This window comes from Streptomyces sp. HUAS CB01 (genome assembly GCF_030406905.1).
Taxonomy (GTDB): domain Bacteria; phylum Actinomycetota; class Actinomycetes; order Streptomycetales; family Streptomycetaceae; genus Streptomyces; species Streptomyces chengbuensis.
Map to the genome: position 1 here is coordinate 48,187 of NZ_CP129137.1, position 20,972 is coordinate 69,158.

A 20,972-nucleotide genomic window follows, 5' to 3' on the forward strand; every position below is an offset into this window, starting at 1 on the left:
AGGAGCCCGTGGTGACGGGTTCTTTGCAGGGTGAGACGGTCCTCGTCGTCGGGCGTGGGAGCGGCATCGCTCGGGCGATTGTCGACGCAGCCGTGGCCGAGGGGCGCATGTGGTCGCCGCAGGTCGCAACCGGGTGGCACTCGAGGCCGCGTACACGGACACGACTGTCTCCGTGAAGTATGTCGACGTTACGGACGACACCTCCATCGCGGCTCCGGCCGACGAGGTGGGCAGCGTCCATCACGTGGTGTCTACCGTGTCGGCGAGGGCCCGCGGCGCCGTCGGAGAGCTGAGCCCAGAGGCGATCCCGCTGTCCTTCCACACGAAGGTCGTGGGTCCGATCATGCCGGCCCAAACGCTTCGCTCCGAAGATGCCGAGGACGGGTCGTTCGTGCTGCTTTCTGGGGTGGCCACTCTCGAGCCGGATCCCGGTTTTCTCACGGTGGCGGCGACCAACGGTTCGGTGAACGCAGCGACCCGTTCGCTGGCCGTTTACTGATCTTGAATGCGTGATGTCGTCATGCAGGTTGGCGCCGGAGGGCCGGTGCCGGTGAGGCAGCCGTCGAGGATGTCGGGGCGGTACTGGAGCGGGCGGAGGCCGCGCCGGACGGCGGTGATCAGCTCGTCGGGGCAGGCGAATGCACGGTTGGCTGTGGTGGTGCGTCGCAGCACGGACCAGATGCCGGGTTGAGGTCGGGTGCGTAGGGCGGCAGTTGGTAGACGGTGAGCCAGTCGCCGTCGGCGATGTAGCGGCGCATTCCGGCAGTCAGGTGGGTGGTGAAGTCGATCCGGGGCGCGGTGCCGGTCTCGTCGACCGGTCCGTTTCCCCGGACCGCTTCCCGCACCCGGCGTGCCCGTTTCCGAGCACCGGGGCCGCAGGTCGTGAGCGATGACCGGGGTCTCGTCGCCCTGCCAGAACCGCTCGGCCGCCTCCATCCTCAACTTCTCTCGGAAGGCCCGCCGTTCGTCGGTCAGTCCGCCCCCCTGCCCATACCTCAGGCCATCGGCATACCGCAGGGATCATGAACCGTCAGCCCCGCCGACACCACGCTTTGAAGGTCAGTAGACTGTTGTCGTGTTTGATAGCCAGCGCACCCTCGCGTTCGTCAATACGCGCTTGGACCGGCCAACCGGACTGATCGACCAGCTCGCCAACCGTGACGCTGCGGCCGGATGGCTCTCCGGAGAGCTTGGCTACGACTCTCCGATCTCGGGACGCGACCATGCGGCGCTGCTTGAACTGCGTGACAGTGCCCGCTGGATCCTGCGCGCCCGCAGTGCAGGTCTCACCCCACCACCCCAGGACCTGGACGTTGTCAACGCTGCGAGCGTGGCGGCTCCGAGGGCAGAGCAACTCGACGGCGACTGGAACAGTGCGGTCCACTTCGCTGCCAGCGGATCACCGGACGCGAACAATCTGACCGAGTTGCTGGCCGGCTTGGCCAGCGCGGTCGTGAATCTCGCCGCAGCATCAGAGAACCTCGTCGAGTGCGCCGCGGACGACTGCGTGGTGCTGTTCTTGCGTACCGACCCTCGCAGACGCTGGCATTCGAAGCGCTGCGGAAACCGCGTGCGGGCCGCACGTAGCTTCGCTCGTCACCGCAGCGGCGGGCCTCCGTGACCACCGCCCACGGCGGCCCGGACTCGTCACTCAAGGGGTCTGCGGGCACCGTGGCGGGCAGTAACGATCCGGACCGAAGCAGTGCGTCGCCTGCTGGCATCCAACATCTGGTCCGGCCAGGTCTTGGCTGCGGGCGACTGCAACGGGGCCGCGCTTGAGCGCTCTGGCACGGTATGACCCCGATTGGGCGGTGACGCGAGAAGCAAACGGCAGCGTGTCGGTCAGTGCGGCGTGACCTTGTTCTTCTGGCGTTCGTCGTGGCGGCGGGCTTTCAACCGGTTGCCACAGCTGGACATCGAGCACCATCGCGCACTGTTGTTCTTCGACCGGTCGAGAAGGAACAAGGTGCACTCGTCATTCCCGCAGGCTCTCAGCCGGTTCGAAGCCGTGCGCCTGACGCCGTCCCATTCGATCACGGCACGAGCGGCGAGCTCACGGTCGGCCGGAGCACTCAGGCGCCAGGTGAGCCGTTATCGTCCAGCACGGGACGATAACTGACCCCTCGCCACCCCTAACCTGTCAAGTGGTAATATACGGTTAGTGCTGCGAGAGTGTGCGCTCGCCCTCAGGTGCGCCGCGGGGTGCGCGGAGAGTGGTTCTCCCGGGCGGCCGTCGACGGCTCCCGCGCTCGGGCGTTAGACCCCGTTTCTGATGGCGTGATCGCTCGTTGAGCGGTGCATGACGGATCTGGTGAAGCGGTTGGTACCGGACGAGTTGTGGCCGCATCTCGGGGGAACCCCAGTGCTCAGCGCCTGCGTGCACATGCTTCCCTGGAAACAGCCGAAGCCGCCGTCGACCCCCCGGTGGTGACCGCCGGGACAGCGACGTCCTGGCAGGTGTCCGAGCTCGGGGTTCACCCCCCGTTCTCCGGATCAGGAGCGCTGTGCGGTGCCTGGTTCTGCCGACGCGCGGTGTCACTGGGAATCGCGCGCATCGGCGTGTCCAGGAGCGCGCTGATCGCGGCCGCGGTCTCCTCGTTGCGCGGCAGCCACACCTGGAGCCAGTGGTTGCCGTCCCCCACGTGGAGAATCTCGACCGTGATGTGCAGGATCCCAGCTTCCGGGTGGAAGATCTGCTTGATGTCCGGCTGCTGGGACGCGACTGAGTGGGCGGCCCACCGGGTCACGAACTCGGGAGCCACGCTGAGCTCGTGGACCAGCGCCCGGAAGTCGTCGTCGTCGCCCCAGTACGGTTGGCCGGACCGCAGAAAGCCGACCAGCTCGTCCGCCGCTGCTGCCCAGTCGTCGCCGGTGAAGACCCGCCGCGAGGCGGACGTCAGAAAGTGGTTGCGCAGCAGGTTGGGCGGGTTGCTGTCCAGCGCTCCCAACGGCCTGCCCAGCCTCTCCCACGACGCATTCCAGGCCACAATGTTGCAGATCGGCCCCAGCAGACAGGCCGGCGTGGGATCCAGGAGATCCAGCAACACAGGCAACGTCGGGCGCGGCACATCGTTGACCGGGCGGGGACTGGGGAACAGCGCGGAGGTGTGCCGCTTCATGGCCAGCAGCGCAAGGTGTCGTTTGTCGTCGTCAGACATCTGCAGCGCCTGGGCAAGCGCGGCGAGCACGGCGACCGACGGATTGGTGTCCCTGCCCTGCTCCAGGCGCTCCAGGTATTCCATGCTCAGGCCGGCGAGCATGGCGAGCTCTGCTCTCCTCAGACCAGGGACCCGCCGCCGGCCGGAAGACGGCAACCCAACCTGCTCGGGTTTCACCTGTTCCCGGCGCGATCGTAGGAATGTTGCCAACTCACTTTCGGGGTACACACGCTCATGGTGCCCTACAGGCAGCCTCGGATGGTCTCCCTGTGAGTACTATCCTTGACCACCTCGGCAGGCTGGTCCACAGGCCGGAAGGCGCCCCGGGGCGAGAGTGGACGGCAGCCACGCCTTACCTCGCGCTCCCTGTCGACCCTGCGTCCAGCCCATCGACCACGCTGGCCGCCGTCGGATGACAACCGGAGCACCGTCGCGTTCAGCTTCGAGGGCGGGATGCGAGTCCGCGCTCGAACAGGGCCGGCGCGAGAACGAAGTGGACCACCACCCGCGAGGGCAGTAGCCGCAGGCGCCGCAGCCGGGTGACCACCACGCACAGGTCGCGGCGGCCTTGGTCGATGCGCCTGCGCTGGTTAGTTTTCCCAGTCCACGGCAAAAGAGCGCGAGTCGAAGAAGTACTCCCGCGACCAGCATATCTTCCCGTATTTCACGCGGAACATCGACATCATATCGAGCGCATGTATCAGCTTGCCGTCCTTGTCCATGACATTGTCTGTCCTGTGCAACAGAACAACGTCTCCGCTGTCCTGGATATGATGTATGTCCACACGAAATCGTTCCGCCCCCATGGTTTCACGGGCGCGGTGCAGGTTCTCCAGCATCGCGTCGAGGCTTTCCACGGGGTGGTCGATGGTTGTGATGGACTGCCAGCTGACATTCGAGTGGATCAGTCGCTTGAACATGACGATGGCGTCGTCGTAGGTGGGCCCGAAGTTTGCACAGAAGTCTCGGACTACTTCCGAGGGCGATGCGTGACTCACAAATTCTTCCTTGGCGTAAGAGGGTGCTCGGTACTGGTTGAGGCTGCCGCGGGGGGTTTCGGGCGGAGGTATTGCCCTACTTTGTTCGGGTCGACGGTTAGCCGGTGGGTCATGGAGTTGACCATGGCCCAGATGCCGCAGACTGCACCGCCGCTACGAGCGCAAGGCCGAGCACTTCCTCGCCTTCGTCGGCATTGCCGCAGCCCTCACCGGCTACCGCCGACTCACCAACTGAAACGGTGTCTAAGACCGTGTCCTATGTGGTGAGGCGGATGAGTGGTCGTTTGTAGCAGCAGAGGGCGGCGGCGAGGCCGAGGAAGGCCAGGTAGTTGCGGGGTGGCGTTCGTAGCGGTGGTTGAGTCTGTGGTAGCCGGTAAGCCAGGACATGGTGCGTTCGATGACCCATCTGCGGCGGCCGAGTCGTTTGCTGGATTCGGCGCCTTTGCGGGCGATCCGGACTGCGATGCGTTTGCCGCGTATCCATTTTCGCAGTTCAGGTATGTCGTAGGCCTTGTCGGCGTGGAGTTTGCGGGGGCTTGTAGTGCCAGCCGCGGTCGGGGTCGTGTCTCGTTTGGAGACCGGCCACCATGGGCTTCAGTCCGCGGCTGTCGTGCGTGTTGGCTGCGGAGATGCCGACGACCAGGGGCAGTGCGTTCGCGTCCGACAGGACGTGCATCTTGGAACCCGCTATGCCCCGGTCCACGGGGCTCGGACCTGTGAGTTCGCCCCCCTTTCTTGGCCCGGACGTACGCAGAGTCGAGGACCGTGCGGGTCAGGTCCAGCAGGCCGCACTCGTCGATCCGGTCGAGGACCGCCTCGTGCAAACGTCCCCAGACGCCGGCCCTGGACCAGATCACGAACCGACGATGGGCGGTGGACTTGGAGATGCCGAAGCACGGCGGCAGTGCCCGCCATGCACAACCGCTGACCAGCACATAGACGATCGCGGCGAACAGCGTCTCGTCCGATGTGTCCTGCGTCCCGCCGCCCTGCGACCGCACCTTCGACGGCGGGATCAGCGGCTTCGCGATCTCCCACAACCCGTCCGGAACAATCCAACTCCACGTACCCCGCCCCATGAACCATCCAACAAGCACCAGCCACATAGGACACGGTCTAAATCTCGCCCAGCAGGACCTTCCATTCACGCACCTTGAAGGTGGCGTGGCCGGAGCGGATGACGGGACTGTCTCGGTAGAGCTTTTCCGCCTGCTCAAGAGAGTCGCAGCGCAGGACGGCCATCCCTCCCTCGCCGTCGTCGAACGGACCTGCGAGAACCAAGGCGGTTTTGTTGTACAGCCGGTGCACGAAAGCTGCCTGGGCCGCACTCACCTCCTGGTCCATGGAGGTTCCGGTGAAATCGAGGGTCACCACAAAATGCTTCACTTCACACTCCGGTGATGTTGTTCAGTGCCATCCGCCGGAGCGGTGCCATCCACCGCTCCGGCCAAAGAGGGTTTTTCAGTTGCTGGGTGCTGCGGAGAACCGCGGAGTGAGCCACTCGACGATGGGACGCAGGGCTTGTTCGCGCTGCGGGAGGGGCAGACCGAAGTGGTCGGCTTCGACGAAGTGCATCGCCTTGTCCTCGGCCGGGCTGGCGTGGAACTGGGTTTGGTTGTCGTCGGGGAAGGCGAGGCTGTCGGAGGTGAAGTTGACCACGAACAGCGGTACGTGGATCGACTCGACCGACTCGAGCAGCTTGGCCCGTGTCGACAGCCCGGACCAGGTGCTCAGCCACGCTCGTGGTGTGACCACGCGACCGAACCCGCCTGGCGCGTAGTTGGTCTCCTCCGGCCGGGGCCCGAGAATGGATCCGGGCTTCCGGGTGGACTTCCAGGCGTGCAGGCTCAGGTCCAGGAACGCCGGGTCGGCCTCGGTCCGGTGGACGACCATGTAGCTGCCCACCACCGCGCGGCGCGTTATGCGACTGCGCTCCTCCAGGGGCAGGTCCGCGAACCCCGGATCTTGCATCCTTTGCCGGTTACGCTTCTGGTCGGCGATCAGACTGCGGGCCAGGGCATCGAGCCGGGCCACCCGTGCCCGCTGCGCCGCCCGGTAACGCTCCAGGAACCCCTCCGAGTACTTGCTCGGCTCCGGAAGCTCGCGGTATCCGTTGGCTGCGTTGTACATGTCAAGTTCTGGATCCGTTGCCAGCGGATCATCCTCGTCGACGACGGAGGGGTCAATGCTGGTGAGCATGAACGGCCCCTGACCGGGATGCGCCGCGAGCAGGACGAACCCGTCGGCGCTGGGCATCTCCACCGCGTTGAGGTCCAGCGGTTCCCCGCCCGCGGTGTCCATCAGCCTGTCCGGGGGTGTCCTGGTCGCCTGCTGCTGGTAGAACGCCAGGAGCGATGCGCCGCCGCTGTTTCCGAGGAACACGATGTTCTCGAAGCCCAGCTTGTTCTTCAGATGGCTGAGTCCCGCCGCGAGGTCGAGCAGCAGTCTCTCGTGCTCGCAGTCGATGTCGTTGTGCAAGGACCGGGTCTGGTGGGAGTAGAAGGCATAGCCGGCCTCCAGGAGAGCCGGAGCGGCGTAATGCCGGCTATTGTCGCCGCGCGGATGCGACACGACCACGACTGTCCGCTCGCCACCCCGAGTGTAGAGGACGCCCCGGGAGGCGACACCGTCGAAGGCGGCGACCGGGATGACCGTCGTCTCGGTCCTCTCCGGCAGGGCGGAGAAATCGGCGATGCCGACGCCCACGGTACTGATCTTTTTCTGCTGTTCAGCCATGTACTATCACCAGGAATTCCCGTCGCTTGACGCTCTTACTGACCGGACTACTTCTTGCCTTTGAGGTAGTGCTGCTGACGCTTGCTGGCCAGGGCCTCCTGCGTGGCGAGCAGCGGGCGCGCCGTGTCCACGAAGATGAACTCCATGTCGATGTAGTCGCCCGGCTTCACCGTCTTGCGGATCTGTTCCATGATTTCCTCGGGCAGGCCGTGGTGCAGGCCCCGTGGCAGGAAAGAAAGGCTGGCCGCTGGGGCCTCCAGACCGAGAGCGGTCCCCCCGTGGACGAACACAAACTCGTCCATGTCCACGTTGCGGTGGTACGCCGGTACCGGCTCCACGCCCGGAGCCGCCTCGATGGGACGGGGAAGCAGATTGCCCACGATGTAACTCCGCGTGGCGAAAATGCTGTGTGCGGTCGGCTGGAGATGGATGCGGTCGCTCGTGATCGGCCGGAAGTCCCGGATGTTGATCTTGAAGGGGAACAGGTCGCCCTTCCAGCCCACGGCGTCGATCGGGTCGAAGTCGTAGAACACAGTGGAGTATTGGCCGTCGTACTTGAGCCGAACGGGCCACTCACCGGTCTCGTTGCGGCCGTCACCGAGCTCGTCCAGCTCCGGTGAGGGCACGTACAGCAGGGCCGGGTCGAACGGAGCACGGCGGCCGATCGGACCGATGTCGGCGAAGCCGATCTCCTCGGCCGATTCGACGATCAGGAAGTAGTTGACCGGACCGGCGGGGCGGATCCGGTAGCTCACGCCCTTCGGCAGCAGCACGTAGTCGCCGGGCTCGTAGGGGATCGGGCCGAACTCGGTGTAGAAGACACCGGTGCCCTCGTGCACGAAGTAGAGCTCATCCCCGTCGGCGTTGCGCGCCGTGTAGGTCATGTTCTCGCTGCGCCGGCTCACCCAGATGGACACGTCCGGGTTGTAGAACAGCTTCAGCTGGCCGCCATCGGCGAACGCAAGGTCGGTGGGCTCGAGCAGCTTCCCGTCGAGGTCGAGGTACGCCGCGGAGCCTTCGATGCGCTTGAACTTGACCGGCTCGTTGCGCCGGTACAGGTACGCGTCGCGGCCCTCGAACCCCTGCCTGGTGATCATGTCCTCGTAGATGCCGACCAGATCCTGTCGTCCCACGCCCGCCTGCCGAAGGACTTCGCCCCGGCTGTGGTGAATCCACGAGCGCATTGGCCTGATTTCCACTGGAATACCTCCTGGGCTGTGTCCAGCTGTTGAACACGATGCTGCACGCCACGTGCCGGCAGTGGAACGCCCGATGTATACGGGTACTCGCAGGGAGACGCCGCCGCACGATCGAGCCGTTCGTATCTCCAAGTAGCCGCGTACGTCCGCTCTTCGTGCCTTAGAGGACATCTCATTTGGCGTGTTCGATAGTCTGCGGTCGTGGACATCGTGGAGCGTCTGGTGCCGGATGAGCTGTGGGAGTTGTTCGCGCGGGTGGTGCCACCGGCCCCGACCCGGCCTCAAGGTGGTGGCCGACGGCGGTATGGAGATCGCGAGGTACTGGCCGCGATTGTGTTCGTGGCCACGTCAGGGTGTACATGGAAGCAGTTACCGCCGTCTTTCGGCCCGTCGGGGCCGACCGCGCACCGCCGGTTCAGCGAATGGAGCAGGGCCCGCGTCTGGGCCAAACTGCACCGCCTGGTGCTGGACGAACTCGGCGCCCGCGGAGACCTGGACTGGTCGAGGTGTGCGATCGACTCGGTGAACATGCGGGCTCTGAAAGGGGGGACCTGACAGGTCCGAATCCTGTCGACCGGGGCAAGAAAGGCTCGAAGATCCACCTGATCACCGAGCGGACCGGTCTGCCCATCTCCGTCGGCATATCAGGCGCCAACCTCCACGACAGCCAGGCCCTGCAGCCCCTGGTCCGTGGGATCCCGCCGATCCGCTCCCGCCGCGGCCCACGCCGACGCAAGCCCGCCAAGCTGCACGCCGACAAGGGCTACGACTACGACCACCTGCGTCGATGGCTGCGCAAGCGCGGCATCACCCACCGCATCGCACGCAAGGGCATCGAATCCTCCACACGACTGGGTCGTCACCGCTGGACGATCGAGCGCACCATGGCCTGGCTCGCCGGCTGCCGTCGGCTCCACCGCCGCTACGAACGCAAGGCCGAACACTTCCTGGCCTTCACCGCCATCGCCTGCACCCTCATTTGCTACCGCCGACTCGCCAAATGAGACGACCTCTTAGTGTCGGCGGTTTGGGGCGGTTGCTACCGCATCTGGCTGCAGTGATGGTGGAGTCGGCCGAGCCGGCGGATCGCCGGTTCACATCCTTGGCCTGCCGGACGAGACCCTCAGTTCGGTTCGGTCAGGTCTCCGTGCCGCCGACGGCCGCCCGACCGGAGTGGCACGGACTCTGGTGCCTTACGGACAACGCTTCCGCACCAACGGACTTGGCCTGCTGCTCCTGCCCGGTCCGGGCGGCATGACGGAGGACGCGCAGCGGCCCGTCGAACAGCTCGCCCGCGTCGTGGGCCGGAAACTCACGTCGTCGGGATCGTCACCGAGGCCGGTCGTCCACGCGTGGATCCGCTCTTCAAGGCCACTGTCAAGGACGACACGATCGCCAGCGTCACCTTCACCAAGAACCCCCTCTACCGGGGCAGTTTGAAGACAACGACAAGGTCGTGGTACGCGCCTTCGAGGGCCCCGAAGCCATGGGCGCCGCGATCGACAAGGGTGACATCGAAATCATGGCCCGCGCCATGTCCCCGGAGCAGATCAACAGGCTCGATGCGGGCACCGACGGAAACGTCGAACTCGTCGACCTGCCGGGTCTCGAGATCAGGTGCCTGGCCTTCAACACGGCCGCGTCCACAGTGAAGTCCAAGGCCGCCCGCCAGGCCATGGCAGAGATCATCGACCGCAGCGAACGTCGCGGCCTGCCGCCGGCGGGGTCGAGTCGCCGGCCCACACCCCGGGCGTCGGCCGATGTCCGCCGGGTGGGTCAGCTGGCAGGGCCCACTTCTGGTTGGCGCTGCCCGCGGAGTCCCAGATCTGCAGTCGGGTTGCGTCGGCCGAGCTCGGCCCCGTCGCGTCGAGGCACCGCCCGGACTGCGGTTGACCAGGACGCCGGACGCGCCCGTGGGTCCAGCTGTCGAGGGCGTACCTGGCCCACGTCTCCGCTGTCGCCGGGGCTGAGGCCCAAGCAAGTCGGCGACGACGATGGGCGTGCTGTCGTTGAGGCAGCGGTGCGGCCTTTGGTCGTACTCGTCGGCCGTTTGGAAGTTGACGGCGAACGAGCATCCTCGCCTGGGCAGGTCGAGTGGGCCGGTCAGGCCCCGGGCTGTGGCCCAGCGGATGAGGTTGCCGTTCACGGCGTGCGGGGTGGTGTGGCTGGCGAGCCAAAGGTCGAAGTCCGTTTGGTCCAGAGTGCCCGGTTGCCGCTGAAGGCGGCACGGATGGCCGGCATGCGTTTCACGCCCTCATGCTGCTGATCCGCACAGGGAGGCGTGGTGGGCCGTCGAGGTGAGGCCGCGCCGTTCGGTGTTCATTGGGGTTCTCGGTGGCCTCGGGTCGGTCCTTGCGTACCGATACGTCACTGTTTAGGATGGTGACATGCACGCATTTCCTGGAGGTGCCCTGGCCCTCGACTTCGCAGGAACGCTGCGCTACCGGCACCGCTCCCAACCGCGTGAGGACATGCCCACACCCGAGAGCCTCGGCGCGTGGTTTCGTGAAAGCGGAATCACGGAGCGCGAGATCACCGTCAAGGCCGCGGACCTTCGAGAGGCCCTGACACTCAGGGAAGCCGTCTATCGGCTCATCCTGGCGACCATGTCCGGCCAGGACTACGACCGGGACGCCTTGACACTCGTCAACGACTACGCGCGCAAGCCCACCCCAGTTCTGCAGCTCACCTCGAGAGGGCGGCACGTCGAAGCGTCTGTCGAGCAGGCATTCGCCGCTGTTGCCCAGGACGCCGTCTCGGTCCTCGGAGGGCCGGACGTGCGACTGCTGAAGGAGTGCAGCGATCCCGAGTGCTCGCAGGTCTACATCGACCGATCCCGGGGTGCGCGTCGGGAGTGGTGTGCCATGGACCCGTGCGGCAACAAGTTCAAGGCCGCGGCGTACCGCGCCCGCAAGCGGTTGGGTGGAAAAAGCAGGGCATCCAAGGTCTCGCCGTAGCCCTGGAAGGCTCGCGACAGGTTCGGCCCCGTCGCGCCATGACGCCCCTTGCCGTGGTGCCGCCGTCGAGCCTGGCCCCGTCCGTTCCCGCCCGGCGCGGGTTGCGCCCCGTGGGGCCGACGGGCCCCGGGGCCGTCGTGGATGTGCGCCACTGCCGCTCGGCGGGCGTCGAGATGCGAGGCGCGCTGAGCGATCGTGATTCGTCACTAGCTTGACTGGTGACCTCTTTTGATGCCATCATGCCGTCACCTGATGAACAGGTGATGAAAAAGTCGCCTGAGGACGCTCGTGGGCTGCGGATGATTTGCAGCTCACGCCATGAAGGAGATGACATGGCGCGATACACGGGCAACATCCCCGTCGTCATCGACGCCGCCGCCGTCTGGTGCCGAGAAGTCCGGTGACGGTTCGGGGGCGGAACTTCTCGCCGTCGTCCTTCGTTCAGCGGATCACTAGGGTATGTGCCCCTCTTTCGCCGGGGCGCGGCATGTCGGGCCGAGCACGTCGGTCCGTGCCGCTCCTGGATCCGCAGGACCGTCCGGCGTATCCACCTCAAGGATCCACGTGGGCCTCTGTCACCCACAGGGGACGGACCGCAGTCGAGCACCCCGCGAGGGGTCTGCCAGGAGGCGTTGAAATGGAACAGGAAAGCAAGTCGGTGGACGCGGCGCAGTTGCAGCGCAGCCTGAGGTTCTCCAAGCTTCCGGACCGCATCCGGCTGGAGGACACCGTGGAAGAGCGGCCGGCCGTCCCGCACGACGCGGACGGCGGCGCCTACAACGCGGACTGGTGGCTCATACGCATGGGCGGTCTGTGACCCGACGCCTTCCGGCCGGGCACGGCGCATTGACGCACCGGAGTCCTGACGGCGTACCGCGTCGACACGACGGCGGGCCCGGACTCCCGGCGGTCGCCTTCACCGTTGGCCGGAGTGCCCCTGGCGGAAATCGAGACATGAGCCGTCCGGCCCGTGACACGGAGACGTGACGCTCCGCGAAAGGAACCCTTTGAAGCCCCGGAGAATCCTCCTCAAACTGACGTCGATCGCGGCCGCGGGCGCGGTCACGAATCGACGAGTGCGGCCTGCTGGACCTGACCCGCACGGTCCTCGACTCTGCGTACGTCCGGGCCAAGAAAGGGGGGCGAACTCACAGGTCCGAGCCCCGTGGACCGGGGCAAAGCGGGTTCCAAGATGCACGTCCTGTCGGACGCGAACGCACTGCCCCTGGTCGTCGGCATCTCCGCAGCCAACACGCACGACAGCCGCGGACTGAAGCCCATGGTGGCCGGTCTCCAATCGAGACACGACCCCGACCGCGGCTGGCACTACAAGCCCCGCAAACTCCACGCCGACAAGGCCTACGACATACCTGAACTGCGAAAATCGATACGCGGCAAACGCATCGCAGTCCGGATCGCCCGCAAAGGCACCGAATCCAGCAAACGACTCGGCCGCCGCAGATGGGTCATCGAACGCACCATGTCCTGGCTCACCGGCTACCACAGACTCAACCACCGCTACGAACGCCACCCCCGCAACTACCCGGCCTTCCTTGGCCTCGCCACCGCCCTCTGCTGCTACAAACGACTACTCATCCGCCTCACCACATAGGACACGGCCTTAACGCAGAGCGCGGTCCCCTTGTCGACTGGGCGGCAGACATGTTCCGGAAGGCACATAGAAGTGGAGACGCCTCAGAAGAGTACTGGGCTGTCGAATCGCCCATCGCAGCGTTCGACTTAGTAATCGAAGCTCTCAAACTTCACGTACTCTCCAACTGTCCATTCCAGTACTGACCTTCTCAGGCTGGGGCCGGTGCATACGTAGAACCGTCGCCGTCCCGCCACTCCTTCGGCCAGGACGTCGGCTTTCTCGATTCTCCGGGTGTGTACTTGAGCACCAAGCCGCCGGAGATTTTCGATCTCTCCGTCCTGTCCGGCATCGACCGCGCCGGTCACGAACAGCTTGGTCGTCGTTCCCAGCCCGTCGAGTCGGCCCAGGACATCTACGGCAAGAGGCAGGTCATCCGCTCTCAAGCTCCAGAGGACCTTCAGTCTCCGGCCGGATTCCAGTGCCGGTTGCGCCTGCGCCATGAGAGGCGTGATTCCTACACCGGCAGCCACCACAACGGTGTCGTCGTCCGCGTCGGCTTCGGCTGTGGTATCAGCGAATCTCATGTCCGCTTCGCCCCCGAAGCCCAGAACAGCGACCTCAAGCGATGAACCGGGGTTCCACCCGGCGAGGAGATTCGTGACCGGACCCCTTTTACGGACCGTGATTTCGAACTCGGCACCGGTCAACGACTCCGGCTGCTCCGTTCCTGCGGTGTGCCCTGTGAGAGGAGCGGGCGGGCTCGTAATGGTGAAGGACCTGATGTAGTCATCGTTGAGCGATCGGGGGTCGTGCTCGCGCATGTGCGAGTAGCCGCGATCAAGCTTGGCGGAGAAATCCAACAGGACATGCTGTCCCGCACGCCACGGCTTGAGGTTCGAGAATTCATCGCTCGACCTGGAGGAAGACGGGTCCGGAGCGAGACGGAAGGTGTACCGCGATATCGTCGGCGTGACAGCGGATTTGCGAATCAGTGTCGCGGTGGCTACACTTGTCGCCTTTCCGTCCGCATCCGTCTTGATAAAACCGGAGTCCGATCCGTTGATTTCGCGAGTCAGCTTGCGTACCGGCGGGTTGTAGGGAGACTGGTCCAGCAGTCGCCCACGGAACGGCAGCCCGTCCCTCACGAAGCGGGCCGCTTCCACCTTCACCCGGACAGCGAGCTTGCTGTGCGGCAGCACCGACGCGGCATCTGCGCCGATCAAAATCTCTGCCCGCCCCGCGACATAGAGAATGTCGCCGGTTTCGAAATCGGGAAAAGTAATTCCCACGGTCGGGTCGGACTTCAGATTTCCCAGCGTCTGATAGAGCTGGTTCCCAGAATACTCAGGATAGACCAGGCTGACATCGTCTGCGGCGGAGTTGCTGAAGACCCGCACGAACCCGGGTGCCCCACCGCGGACATTGGTGTCCATGGTCTCGGTGCCGTGCCTGCTGGTGATGAGGAAAATATCGGATTTGCCGATGAGTGCCACGGCCTCGGGCGGCAACGGGAGCACATCACTCACCAGGGTGGGAGATGCTTCATGGGGCCATACGATTTTCCTGTTCAGGTACTTCGGGCAGTTGCCCAGTGTTTCATCGACGGCAACAGCCATCTGTACGTTCACCGGTCCCTCGTCTCCGACGGCAGCCGCATTTTCTTCCGGCTGCCTTGCCAGGACCGCACCACCGAGCATTCTGCCGGCGAGCTTGACTCGTGACCTGGTCTCCAAGTTGATCGCCAAACCGGAGACCTGCTTTCCGCTCCCTCCATGATTGACGACTCTTGCGTCGCGGGAAGGTCCGTCCCCACTCGCTTCTCTTATCCCGTCATCAGCTTCGGAGATACGGCTGCCCTTGTCGGAGAACAGCGCCTCCAGTACGGGGTCGAATCCAATTCGCTCCCCGTTGCCCTCCTCCGGTCGACGTTCCAGATGAGCGAGGGAGCTCAGTGCCAGCACTCCGGCCCCGATGGGCCTGGTTGTTCCAGGCTGGCCGCCGAGAATGGTCGTCCAGAGATGGCCGTTTTCGTCGACTGTTCCCAGCGCGAAAAGGGGGCTCTGTGCCATCCAGAGCCCGTACTCCATCGGCAGGCCGCGCGTCGTGGGATTATCGAAGTACGGCACCCCGAGAAGCCGCTGCATCGTTACCTCGCCGTGGTGCCATGGGTACCGGGAATCAGAGAGGTTCGTTGACATGTTGTTGTCCCTTCCAGCTTCTGGCTTACGCGAGCGGGCGGTTTTGAGGGGGCGGTGCGGTGTCTTTGTGTGCCGGCCGCGACTGCCGTATTTCAAGGAGCCGCGATCAAGCGCCTGGAGCGGTAAGCGGAGCGCGTGTCAGTTCGGGACGGCCATGACGAGGGCGAAGCGGGTGGCCGGATCGGTCCACCAGTAGCGGACGGTGAAGCCGCCCGTCTTGAGTTCGGCGGTGAGAGTGTCGCGGCGGAACTTGCACGACAGTTCGGTGCGCAGGTCCTCGCCCATGGCGAGGTCGAGGGAGAGACCGAGGCCGGGGATGTTGACGGTGTGGGCGGTGCGGGAGCGCAGTCGCACCTCGATGCGTTCGCATTCGGTGTTCCACGGGGGCGATGTGGTCGAAGAGGCCGAGGTCGAAGTCGGCGCCGAGTTCGCGGTTGAGGACGTGGAGCACGTTCTTGTTGAAGTCGGCGGTGACGCCGGCCGCGTCGTCGTATGCGCGGACGAGGACCTCGGGGTCCTTGACCAGATCGGCGCCGAGCAGCAGAGCGTCGTCGCTGCTGAGCGTGTGGGACAGGGTGCGGTAGCCGCGCTGCTCGGCGTCGAAGTTGCCGAAGGTGCTGCCGAGGAAGGCCAGCAAGCGCGGGCCCGGCTCGTCGGACAGAGCGAGGTCTGTTTCGAAATCGGCCACCGTGGCGGAAACGGTGAGCCCGGGGTAGTCACGGCCGATCGCGCGGCCTGCCTCGTCGAGGGCGGTCGCGCTGACGACCAGGGGCGCGTAGCGACGGAGGGTGCCGTCGGCGCTGAGGGCGTCGAGCAGCAGCCGGGTCTTGCGGGAGGAACCGGAACCCAGCTCGACCAGGGTGGCGGTCCGGGTGAGCTGGGCGATCTCAGGGGCGCGGCGGGTGAGGATCTCCTGCTCGGCCCGGGTCGGGTAGTACTCCGGCAGCCGGGTGATCTGTTCGAACAGCTCGCTGCCCCGTTTGTCGTAGAACCACTTGGGCGACAGGGTGCCTGGCGCGCTGCCCAGGCCGTCGCGGACATCGGCGTGGAGGGTGGTGGTGAAATGGCCGGCGGGCAGCCGGTCGGCGAGGGTGAAACCGCCTTCGGCCATGGGGCGTTGTCCCTCGGGGTGTGGGTGCGGGGAGTGCAGGGGGACGATCCGCACGCCGACGGCGGTCGCCAGGAGCAGGGAGCGGTCCGGGACTTCGCGCCAGTCACCCGATGTGTCGTCGGGTTCGGAGGCGACCAGCGCGGTGGCGGGGCCGGAGCGGTACCACAGGTGCGGAAGGCGACGTGGCCTGCGATCGCTTCCACGGCCTCGTAGCGTTCTTCGTAGACCCACACCACGTCCGCGATGGCCTTCTCGGGGGTGACCAGGCTGAAGTACGACGCCTCCACCTCGTGGAGGCCCGGTATCTGCCGGAGGAACCCCGGCGCCGGCCGCGAACTGGCGCCGACCCTTCCGGCGACGACCGCCGCCTCGGAGGTGAGGTTGAGACTCATTCCCGATTCTTGAACTGCGGCTACAAAACTTGACCATAAAAAACTCCGCCAGTTGCGACGTCCGGGGTGTGAGCTAAAGAGAGTCGACCGTCGCGTCAATCACCCGGCGAAGCCGACCCGGCTCCTCGGTGACGCGCGCCAGGAGCCGCAGCCCCACCATGATGCTCAGGAGCATGCTGCCCAGGGGTACGGGGTCACGTTCCGGAGCGATCTCTCCTGCCCGCTGGCCTTCCTCGATCAACGCCTGGAAGACACTCTCGACCAGGTCGAAGTCGCGGCGGACCACGCGGACCGCCTCCTCGTCGGTTCCCGCGAGTTCGCCCGCGGTATTAACGACCATGCAGCCTCGGGCACCCTCCTCGGCCATGAACACCAGCGCCTTGCGGAGGCGCTCCTTGACCGGGGTGGGCTCCTCCAGCAGCTCCGCCAGGGCGCGAAGCCGGACGTCGACATAACGGCGCAGCGCCCGTTCGAACAGCGCACGCTTGCTCCCGAACGCGTTGTAGAGGCTCCCCATGCCGATGCCGACTGCATCCGCGAGGTTCTGCGGGGTGGTGGCGGCGTATCCCTTCCGCCAGAACACCTCCATGGCCTGCTCGACGGCAACATCCGGATCGAACTGCTTGGGCCTTGCCATGGCTACACGCTAACACCATTCTTGAACTGTAGCTCAAATTGGTGAGTGTGATGAAGCACATCAATTTTGTGTGCCGGCAGGCCCGAGCGGAAGCCCAGACGCCCCAGAGGGGCGCTCGCGAAAACCTGCCGGTCCCATCCAGCCGCAAGAGCCGGGCCACCGTGGTGGGCACCACCCAGAGTGAGACTCTCCGCGAAATCGCCGACCGTCACAGCCGCGCATACAACACACTCCGCAACCAGTGGGCACGCTCTGCGGGCCACTTCTAAAGGGGCGTCGGCGGGGGACGAACTGGAAGATCCGGAACGCGCGGCGGCTGGTCAGGCGCTCGGTCGGTCCCGCGGCGGGCCGGCCACCAAGGTTCACCTCGCCTGCGACGGCCGGGGCTTGCCCCTGGCCGTCGTCGTCCCGCCGGGCAACGTCAACGACTCCACCGCCGTCGACGCGGTCCTGGACGCGGTGAGAGTGCCCCGGACCGGCGTCGGGCGGCCGCGTCGCAGACCCGACGCGGTCATCGCCGACAAGGCGTACTCGTCACGGGCGATCCGCCAGACGCTGCGGCGCCGGGGCATCCGGGCGGTGATCCCGGAAAGGGCTGATCAGAGGGCCAACCGGATGCGGCGCGGCCGGGCCGGCGGCAGACCGCCGGCCTTCGATCGTGACCTCTACAAGGTCCGCAACGTCGTCGAACGCTGCTTCAATCGGCTCAAACAGTTCCGGGCCATCGCGACCCGCTTCGACAAACTCGCGGCCCGCTACCGGGCCGGACTCCACCTCGCAGCACTCGTTCTCTGGCTCCGCGAACCCAGCCAAGATCATTTTTCAGTCAGGTCCTAGGAGTTCCGGGCTTCCTTGGCACGCTGATAGTGGCGCCGGGCCTTCATCCGGTTACCGCATTCGGCCATGGAGCACCATCGGGCACTGTTGGGCTTGCTTCGGTCGAGAAGGAAGCGTTGGCACTGCGGGTTTGCGCAGGGCCTGAGCCGTCCCGGCTTGGTCTCCTGCAGGCTGGCCCAGGTCAGCACCGACTCAACTGCCATGCGGCGCGCGGCGGGTACCTGAAGGGACCATTCGAGCTTCCCGTCCGCGATGTCGGGAATGCTGTTGACTCCCTTGAGGAACTCACCCAGGCACGCCGGTTCGCGCTCCCCTCTCACGACGTCTTGAAGGGCGTCGCGTGCGGCGATGAGGCAGCTGAGTTCGTCACTCGCCCCGCTCCCCCCATGCTGGCGCGCCCATGCTCGACCCTCGGAAGGAGTGCCGAGAGCATCGCGCGTCGAGCCCGCGACCACGGGGGTCGTGTTGAGTAGCTCCAGCAGCAGGTCTTCTTGATTCCTGTCTATCACCACGACCGGCCCCTAACCCCTTTTCCACTGTCGACAGGTTACCTGACTTTGTTGCCTAATCTAACCATCACGCCTCAGTATACAGGTTAAGGTGCGGGTCGGCGGGACACCACGCTCTCGCCCCAGCCCCCACCAGCCGCTCACCCTCCGTACGCCACTCGCAACCATCGGCTACAGGCAGGGGGGTTGCATGCAGACAGCAGCACCCCCGTGCGCATACACGGCACCCCGGGGCAGCCCCCGTCCCCGGGGGTCGAGGCCCGAGTCCGAGTCCCGGTCCGCGAGGCAGATTCCGGCCGCGGACAGGGTGCGCCGGTCCCGCACGGGCCCTCGAGCGGCGCCTTCGTCACCGTCCTCGCCGTGCCGGGGGCGCTGATCTGGTCGAACGCCAGCCTGCGGCGTACGAGTCGCGGCGACGCTGTCCGATGCGATCGAAGGGGCACGGGCACGCACATCACCTCGCCGCTCCGGCGGCTCCCAGGGTCCGAGCCGAGGGGGCGTCGGCGCACTCCCGCGTGATTCTGCGTCAGGCTGCACTCGCCGTACCGTGCACCACCTTCCCGGCCGGCGAAGCGGCCGAGGGCACAAACAGGGCAGCCGCAGGCGTGAGCGGGCAGGCAGCCGCATAGCCCGATCATGGCCGGGCAGTGCGCGGGTTCGCACCGGCCGCCCTGCAACGGCGACGGCGGCGATGCAGATCTCCTGAGGGAAGGCCGTCGCCTCGGCTCGCGAATCCGCCCCGCTGCGGCCGCGCATGCCTTCCGTTGCATCTTCACCGGTCTGCGACGCCCAGAGGGAGCCACCGGCCGGGGAGGCACCGAGGGGCCGCAAAAACCCGTCGGCCGCATGCCGCGGACACCGTCCCCTGTCCCGGGTTCTGGCGGATCTGCCGACTGTTCGCCCCCTCCCTGCTCGGCCCGCAGGGATGCGTGGGGCTCGGCGGATTACGGGCCACCACCGAGCCCACCGGCTCCGGCCGCCGTACCGGGCACGGGCCTCTAGGCGGAATCCACACCCCCTGCAGACCGATGACCTGCCCAAGGGGCCGGGTCATCCGCGAAGGGCCGGGCACTGCGAGGGCCGGAAACCAGCAAATCTAACCATTAAAAATCACTTGACAGGTTAGTCATTGCGTGTTGAACTGCTTCTAACTACTCAAAGAAAACATGGAGGTCGACATGAGCAGCGTTGTGCATCACCGCACCGCCACCGTCAACGGCATGGATGTCTTCTACCGGGAGGCCGGAGACCCGCAGGCGCCGGCGCTTGTGCTGCTTCACGGCTTCCCCACGAGCTCGCACATGTTCCGGAACCTGATCCCGGCACTCGCCGACGCCTACCGCGTCATCGCGCCCGACATGATCGGCTTCGGACAATCGGCCATGCCGACGATCGACGAGTTCGACTACACCTTCGCCGCCCTCACCGACGTGACCGCCGGCTTGCTTGAGCAGATCGGTGTCGACCAGTTCGCGGTCTACGTGCAGGACTACGGAGCGCCCGTCGCCTGGCGGCTCGCCACGCGGTCTCCGCAGAGCATCACCGCGATCGTCACGCAGAACGGCAACGCCTACACCGACGGGTTCGTCAAGGAATTCTGGGACGGGCTGTTCGCCTACACCGAGAACCCGACACCCGAGACCGAAGCCCCCGTCCGTGGAGCCCTGTCCCTCGAAATGACCCGCTGGCAGTACCTCAACGGGGTCGCGGATCCGAGCCTTGTCAGCCCGGACAACTGGACCATCGACCAGGCGCTGCTCGACCGCACGGGCAACGACGCCATCCAGCTGGCACTGTTCCGCGACTATCCGACCAACGTCGCCCTCTACCCCCAGCTGCAGCAGTACTTCCGCGACAGCCAGGTGCCGCTGCTGGCCGTATGGGGGGCCAACGACGAAATCTTCGGCCCCGACGGAGCACGCGCCTTCCAGCGCGACCTGCCCGACGCCGAGATCCACCTCCTGGAGTCCGGACACTTCGCCCTGGAGAGCCACTTGGAGGAGATCGCGGGCCACATCCGCGGCTTCCTCGCCCGCGTCACCTCCTGACACGCACAGGCTGCGCGCCACCCGCTGACCGGCCGACAGGTAAGCCCTCCGGCCGGTCCGCCACAGCAGAGCATTTTCAGCAACCGCCCAGGACCGGACATGTACCACCTGCAGCGCACCTTCGATCCGATACCGCAATCCGTCGGCCAGGCGCGAGGGTTCGTCACCTCCGCCATTGGCTGCCACGTAGACACCCCGCGATGCGACGACATCCGCAGCTGTGTCTCCGAGCTGGCCAGCAACGCCATTCTGCACACCGGCGGCAGCGGCAACCCTTTCGTCGTCCGGGTTTCCACCGACCAGCACGGATGTGTCCGTCTGGAGGTTCACGACCAGGCCCGCGATACGGGACCAGTACTGGCGGACCACCAGGACACCGACGCGACGGACGGACGGGGAATGCTCATCGTTCAACTCCTCTCGGACGACTGGGGCGTCGATCCATCCCCCACAGGCAAGGTGGTGTGGTCACACTTCGCCAGCGCAGCGCAGGCCGCGGAACATGCCGCCTGCAAGCCACCGACCGGGCCGGCCGCGCGACCCGGCCTCCCGACGACCTGACACACATGGCTCCCACAAGGCAGCGCTGATCGAGGCT

Annotated in this window: 15 protein-coding genes and 8 pseudogenes; 10 read left to right on the forward strand and 13 right to left on the reverse strand. The window is 66.0% G+C overall.

Features of this window, described 5'->3' with window-relative positions; genetic code table 11:
• Positions 1 to 97 precede the first annotated feature (97 nt).
• A pseudogene (locus QRN89_RS00250) lies at positions 98 to 499 on the forward strand (SDR family oxidoreductase); the annotation flags it as partial.
• A 374-nt stretch (positions 500 to 873) separates the two neighbouring features.
• Here the strand turns inward: QRN89_RS00250 and QRN89_RS35750 are convergent.
• Positions 874 to 999 (reverse strand): annotated as a pseudogene (locus tag QRN89_RS35750) (IS630 family transposase); the annotation flags it as partial.
• A 76-nt stretch (positions 1,000 to 1,075) separates the two neighbouring features.
• Between QRN89_RS35750 and QRN89_RS00260 the strand changes: the two are divergent.
• Positions 1,076 to 1,621 (forward strand): CGNR zinc finger domain-containing protein, encoded by a 546-nt coding sequence (locus tag QRN89_RS00260; RefSeq protein WP_290347316.1) that lies wholly within the window; start codon positions 1,076 to 1,078, stop codon positions 1,619 to 1,621.
• 221 nt (positions 1,622 to 1,842) lie between these two features.
• Here the strand turns inward: QRN89_RS00260 and QRN89_RS00265 are convergent, their stop codons facing one another.
• The 3 genes from QRN89_RS00265 to QRN89_RS00275 all read right to left on the reverse strand — a co-directional run bounded on the left by QRN89_RS00265 (position 1,843) and on the right by QRN89_RS00275 (position 4,156).
• Positions 1,843 to 2,037 carry a CGNR zinc finger domain-containing protein gene (locus QRN89_RS00265; RefSeq protein ID WP_356948594.1) on the reverse strand — a complete coding sequence of 65 codons (195 nt, stop codon included), beginning with the start codon at positions 2,035 to 2,037 and terminating at the stop codon, positions 1,843 to 1,845.
• Positions 2,038 to 2,474: 437 nt separating this feature from the next.
• Positions 2,475 to 3,386, reverse strand: coding sequence for a helix-turn-helix transcriptional regulator (locus QRN89_RS00270; RefSeq protein ID WP_290347317.1), 912 nt, complete (start codon positions 3,384 to 3,386; stop codon positions 2,475 to 2,477).
• A gap of 362 nt (positions 3,387 to 3,748) precedes the next feature.
• Positions 3,749 to 4,156 (reverse strand): nuclear transport factor 2 family protein, encoded by a 408-nt coding sequence (locus QRN89_RS00275; RefSeq protein WP_290347318.1) that lies wholly within the window; start codon positions 4,154 to 4,156, stop codon positions 3,749 to 3,751.
• Between the two features lie 133 nt (positions 4,157 to 4,289).
• Between QRN89_RS00275 and QRN89_RS00280 the strand changes: the two are divergent.
• Positions 4,290 to 4,391 (forward strand): annotated as a pseudogene (locus QRN89_RS00280) (IS5/IS1182 family transposase); the annotation flags it as partial.
• A 21-nt stretch (positions 4,392 to 4,412) separates the two neighbouring features.
• On the opposite strand, the pseudogene QRN89_RS00285 reads toward QRN89_RS00280, so the two are convergent.
• From QRN89_RS00285 to QRN89_RS00300, 4 genes and pseudogenes are all read right to left on the reverse strand, one after another.
• Positions 4,413 to 5,235: pseudogene (locus tag QRN89_RS00285) on the reverse strand (IS5 family transposase).
• A 37-nt stretch (positions 5,236 to 5,272) separates the two neighbouring features.
• Positions 5,273 to 5,542 carry a YciI family protein gene (locus QRN89_RS00290; RefSeq protein ID WP_290347319.1) on the reverse strand — a complete coding sequence of 90 codons (270 nt, stop codon included), beginning with the start codon at positions 5,540 to 5,542 and terminating at the stop codon, positions 5,273 to 5,275.
• Between the two features lie 75 nt (positions 5,543 to 5,617).
• Complete coding sequence (locus QRN89_RS00295; RefSeq protein WP_143041590.1) at positions 5,618 to 6,892, reverse strand: alpha/beta fold hydrolase; 1,275 nt, start codon at positions 6,890 to 6,892, stop codon at positions 5,618 to 5,620.
• Between the two features lie 47 nt (positions 6,893 to 6,939).
• Positions 6,940 to 8,025 (reverse strand): homogentisate 1,2-dioxygenase, encoded by a 1,086-nt coding sequence (locus tag QRN89_RS00300; RefSeq protein ID WP_244529905.1) that lies wholly within the window; start codon positions 8,023 to 8,025, stop codon positions 6,940 to 6,942.
• A gap of 276 nt (positions 8,026 to 8,301) precedes the next feature.
• On the opposite strand from QRN89_RS00300, the gene QRN89_RS00305 reads away from it, so the two are divergent.
• From QRN89_RS00305 to QRN89_RS00320, 4 genes and pseudogenes are all read left to right on the forward strand, one after another.
• Positions 8,302 to 9,095 (forward strand): IS5 family transposase gene (locus QRN89_RS00305; RefSeq protein WP_435833292.1). Its coding sequence is split into 2 segments (ribosomal slippage): positions 8,302 to 8,634 and positions 8,637 to 9,095, totalling 792 coding nucleotides; the frame shifts between segments, so codons are not numbered across the junction.
• Positions 9,096 to 10,478: 1,383 nt separating this feature from the next.
• Positions 10,479 to 11,048 (forward strand): CGNR zinc finger domain-containing protein, encoded by a 570-nt coding sequence (locus QRN89_RS00310; protein ID WP_290347320.1) that lies wholly within the window; start codon positions 10,479 to 10,481, stop codon positions 11,046 to 11,048.
• Between the two features lie 637 nt (positions 11,049 to 11,685).
• A complete protein-coding gene (locus tag QRN89_RS00315) occupies positions 11,686 to 11,865 on the forward strand; it encodes a hypothetical protein (protein ID WP_093662230.1) in 180 nt (59 codons plus the stop codon).
• A gap of 248 nt (positions 11,866 to 12,113) precedes the next feature.
• A pseudogene (locus tag QRN89_RS00320) lies at positions 12,114 to 12,660 on the forward strand (IS5 family transposase); the annotation flags it as partial.
• A gap of 128 nt (positions 12,661 to 12,788) precedes the next feature.
• Here the strand turns inward: QRN89_RS00320 and QRN89_RS00325 are convergent.
• From QRN89_RS00325 to QRN89_RS00335, 4 genes and pseudogenes are all read right to left on the reverse strand, one after another.
• The gene (locus QRN89_RS00325; protein ID WP_290347321.1) at positions 12,789 to 14,840 is read right to left on the reverse strand and encodes a pyridoxamine 5'-phosphate oxidase family protein; all 2,052 of its coding nucleotides are present in this window, start codon (positions 14,838 to 14,840) and stop codon (positions 12,789 to 12,791) included.
• Between the two features lie 138 nt (positions 14,841 to 14,978).
• Positions 14,979 to 15,951 (reverse strand): annotated as a pseudogene (egtD, locus tag QRN89_RS00330) (L-histidine N(alpha)-methyltransferase).
• 224 nt (positions 15,952 to 16,175) lie between these two features.
• Positions 16,176 to 16,343, reverse strand: a pseudogene (locus tag QRN89_RS35525) (hypothetical protein); the annotation flags it as partial.
• A 73-nt stretch (positions 16,344 to 16,416) separates the two neighbouring features.
• Positions 16,417 to 16,980, reverse strand: coding sequence for a TetR/AcrR family transcriptional regulator (locus QRN89_RS00335; RefSeq protein ID WP_290347322.1), 564 nt, complete (start codon positions 16,978 to 16,980; stop codon positions 16,417 to 16,419).
• Positions 16,981 to 17,226: 246 nt separating this feature from the next.
• Between QRN89_RS00335 and QRN89_RS00340 the strand changes: the two are divergent.
• Positions 17,227 to 17,817: pseudogene (locus QRN89_RS00340) on the forward strand (IS5 family transposase); the annotation flags it as partial.
• On the opposite strand, the gene QRN89_RS00345 reads toward QRN89_RS00340, so the two are convergent.
• Positions 17,814 to 18,326 (reverse strand): CGNR zinc finger domain-containing protein, encoded by a 513-nt coding sequence (locus tag QRN89_RS00345; protein WP_290353523.1) that lies wholly within the window; start codon positions 18,324 to 18,326, stop codon positions 17,814 to 17,816. The pseudogene QRN89_RS00340 and the gene QRN89_RS00345 sit on opposite strands and share 4 nt — an antisense overlap.
• A 1,178-nt stretch (positions 18,327 to 19,504) precedes the next feature.
• Here QRN89_RS00345 and QRN89_RS00350 point away from each other — a divergent pair.
• On the forward strand, positions 19,505 to 20,374 hold the full coding sequence (locus QRN89_RS00350) for an alpha/beta fold hydrolase (protein ID WP_290347323.1): 870 nt from the start codon (positions 19,505 to 19,507) through the stop codon (positions 20,372 to 20,374).
• Between the two features lie 99 nt (positions 20,375 to 20,473).
• Positions 20,474 to 20,935 carry an ATP-binding protein gene (locus QRN89_RS00355; protein WP_290347324.1) on the forward strand — a complete coding sequence of 154 codons (462 nt, stop codon included), beginning with the start codon at positions 20,474 to 20,476 and terminating at the stop codon, positions 20,933 to 20,935.
• Positions 20,936 to 20,972: the final 37 nt, after the last annotated feature.

Bases quoted from the DNA above. Each gene is read 5' to 3' on its own strand.
- QRN89_RS00350 (WP_290347323.1), top strand. From the start codon at position 19,505: ATGAGCAGCGTTGTGCATCACCGCACCGCCACCGTCAACGGCATGGAT.
- QRN89_RS00315 (WP_093662230.1), top strand. From the start codon at position 11,686: ATGGAACAGGAAAGCAAGTCGGTGGACGCGGCGCAGTTGCAGCGCAGC.
- QRN89_RS00310 (WP_290347320.1), top strand. From the start codon at position 10,479: ATGCACGCATTTCCTGGAGGTGCCCTGGCCCTCGACTTCGCAGGAACG.
- QRN89_RS00325 (WP_290347321.1), bottom strand. From the start codon at position 14,840: ATGTCAACGAACCTCTCTGATTCCCGGTACCCATGGCACCACGGCGAG.
- QRN89_RS00355 (WP_290347324.1), top strand. From the start codon at position 20,474: ATGTACCACCTGCAGCGCACCTTCGATCCGATACCGCAATCCGTCGGC.
- QRN89_RS00295 (WP_143041590.1), bottom strand. From the start codon at position 6,892: ATGGCTGAACAGCAGAAAAAGATCAGTACCGTGGGCGTCGGCATCGCC.
- QRN89_RS00335 (WP_290347322.1), bottom strand. From the start codon at position 16,980: ATGGCAAGGCCCAAGCAGTTCGATCCGGATGTTGCCGTCGAGCAGGCC.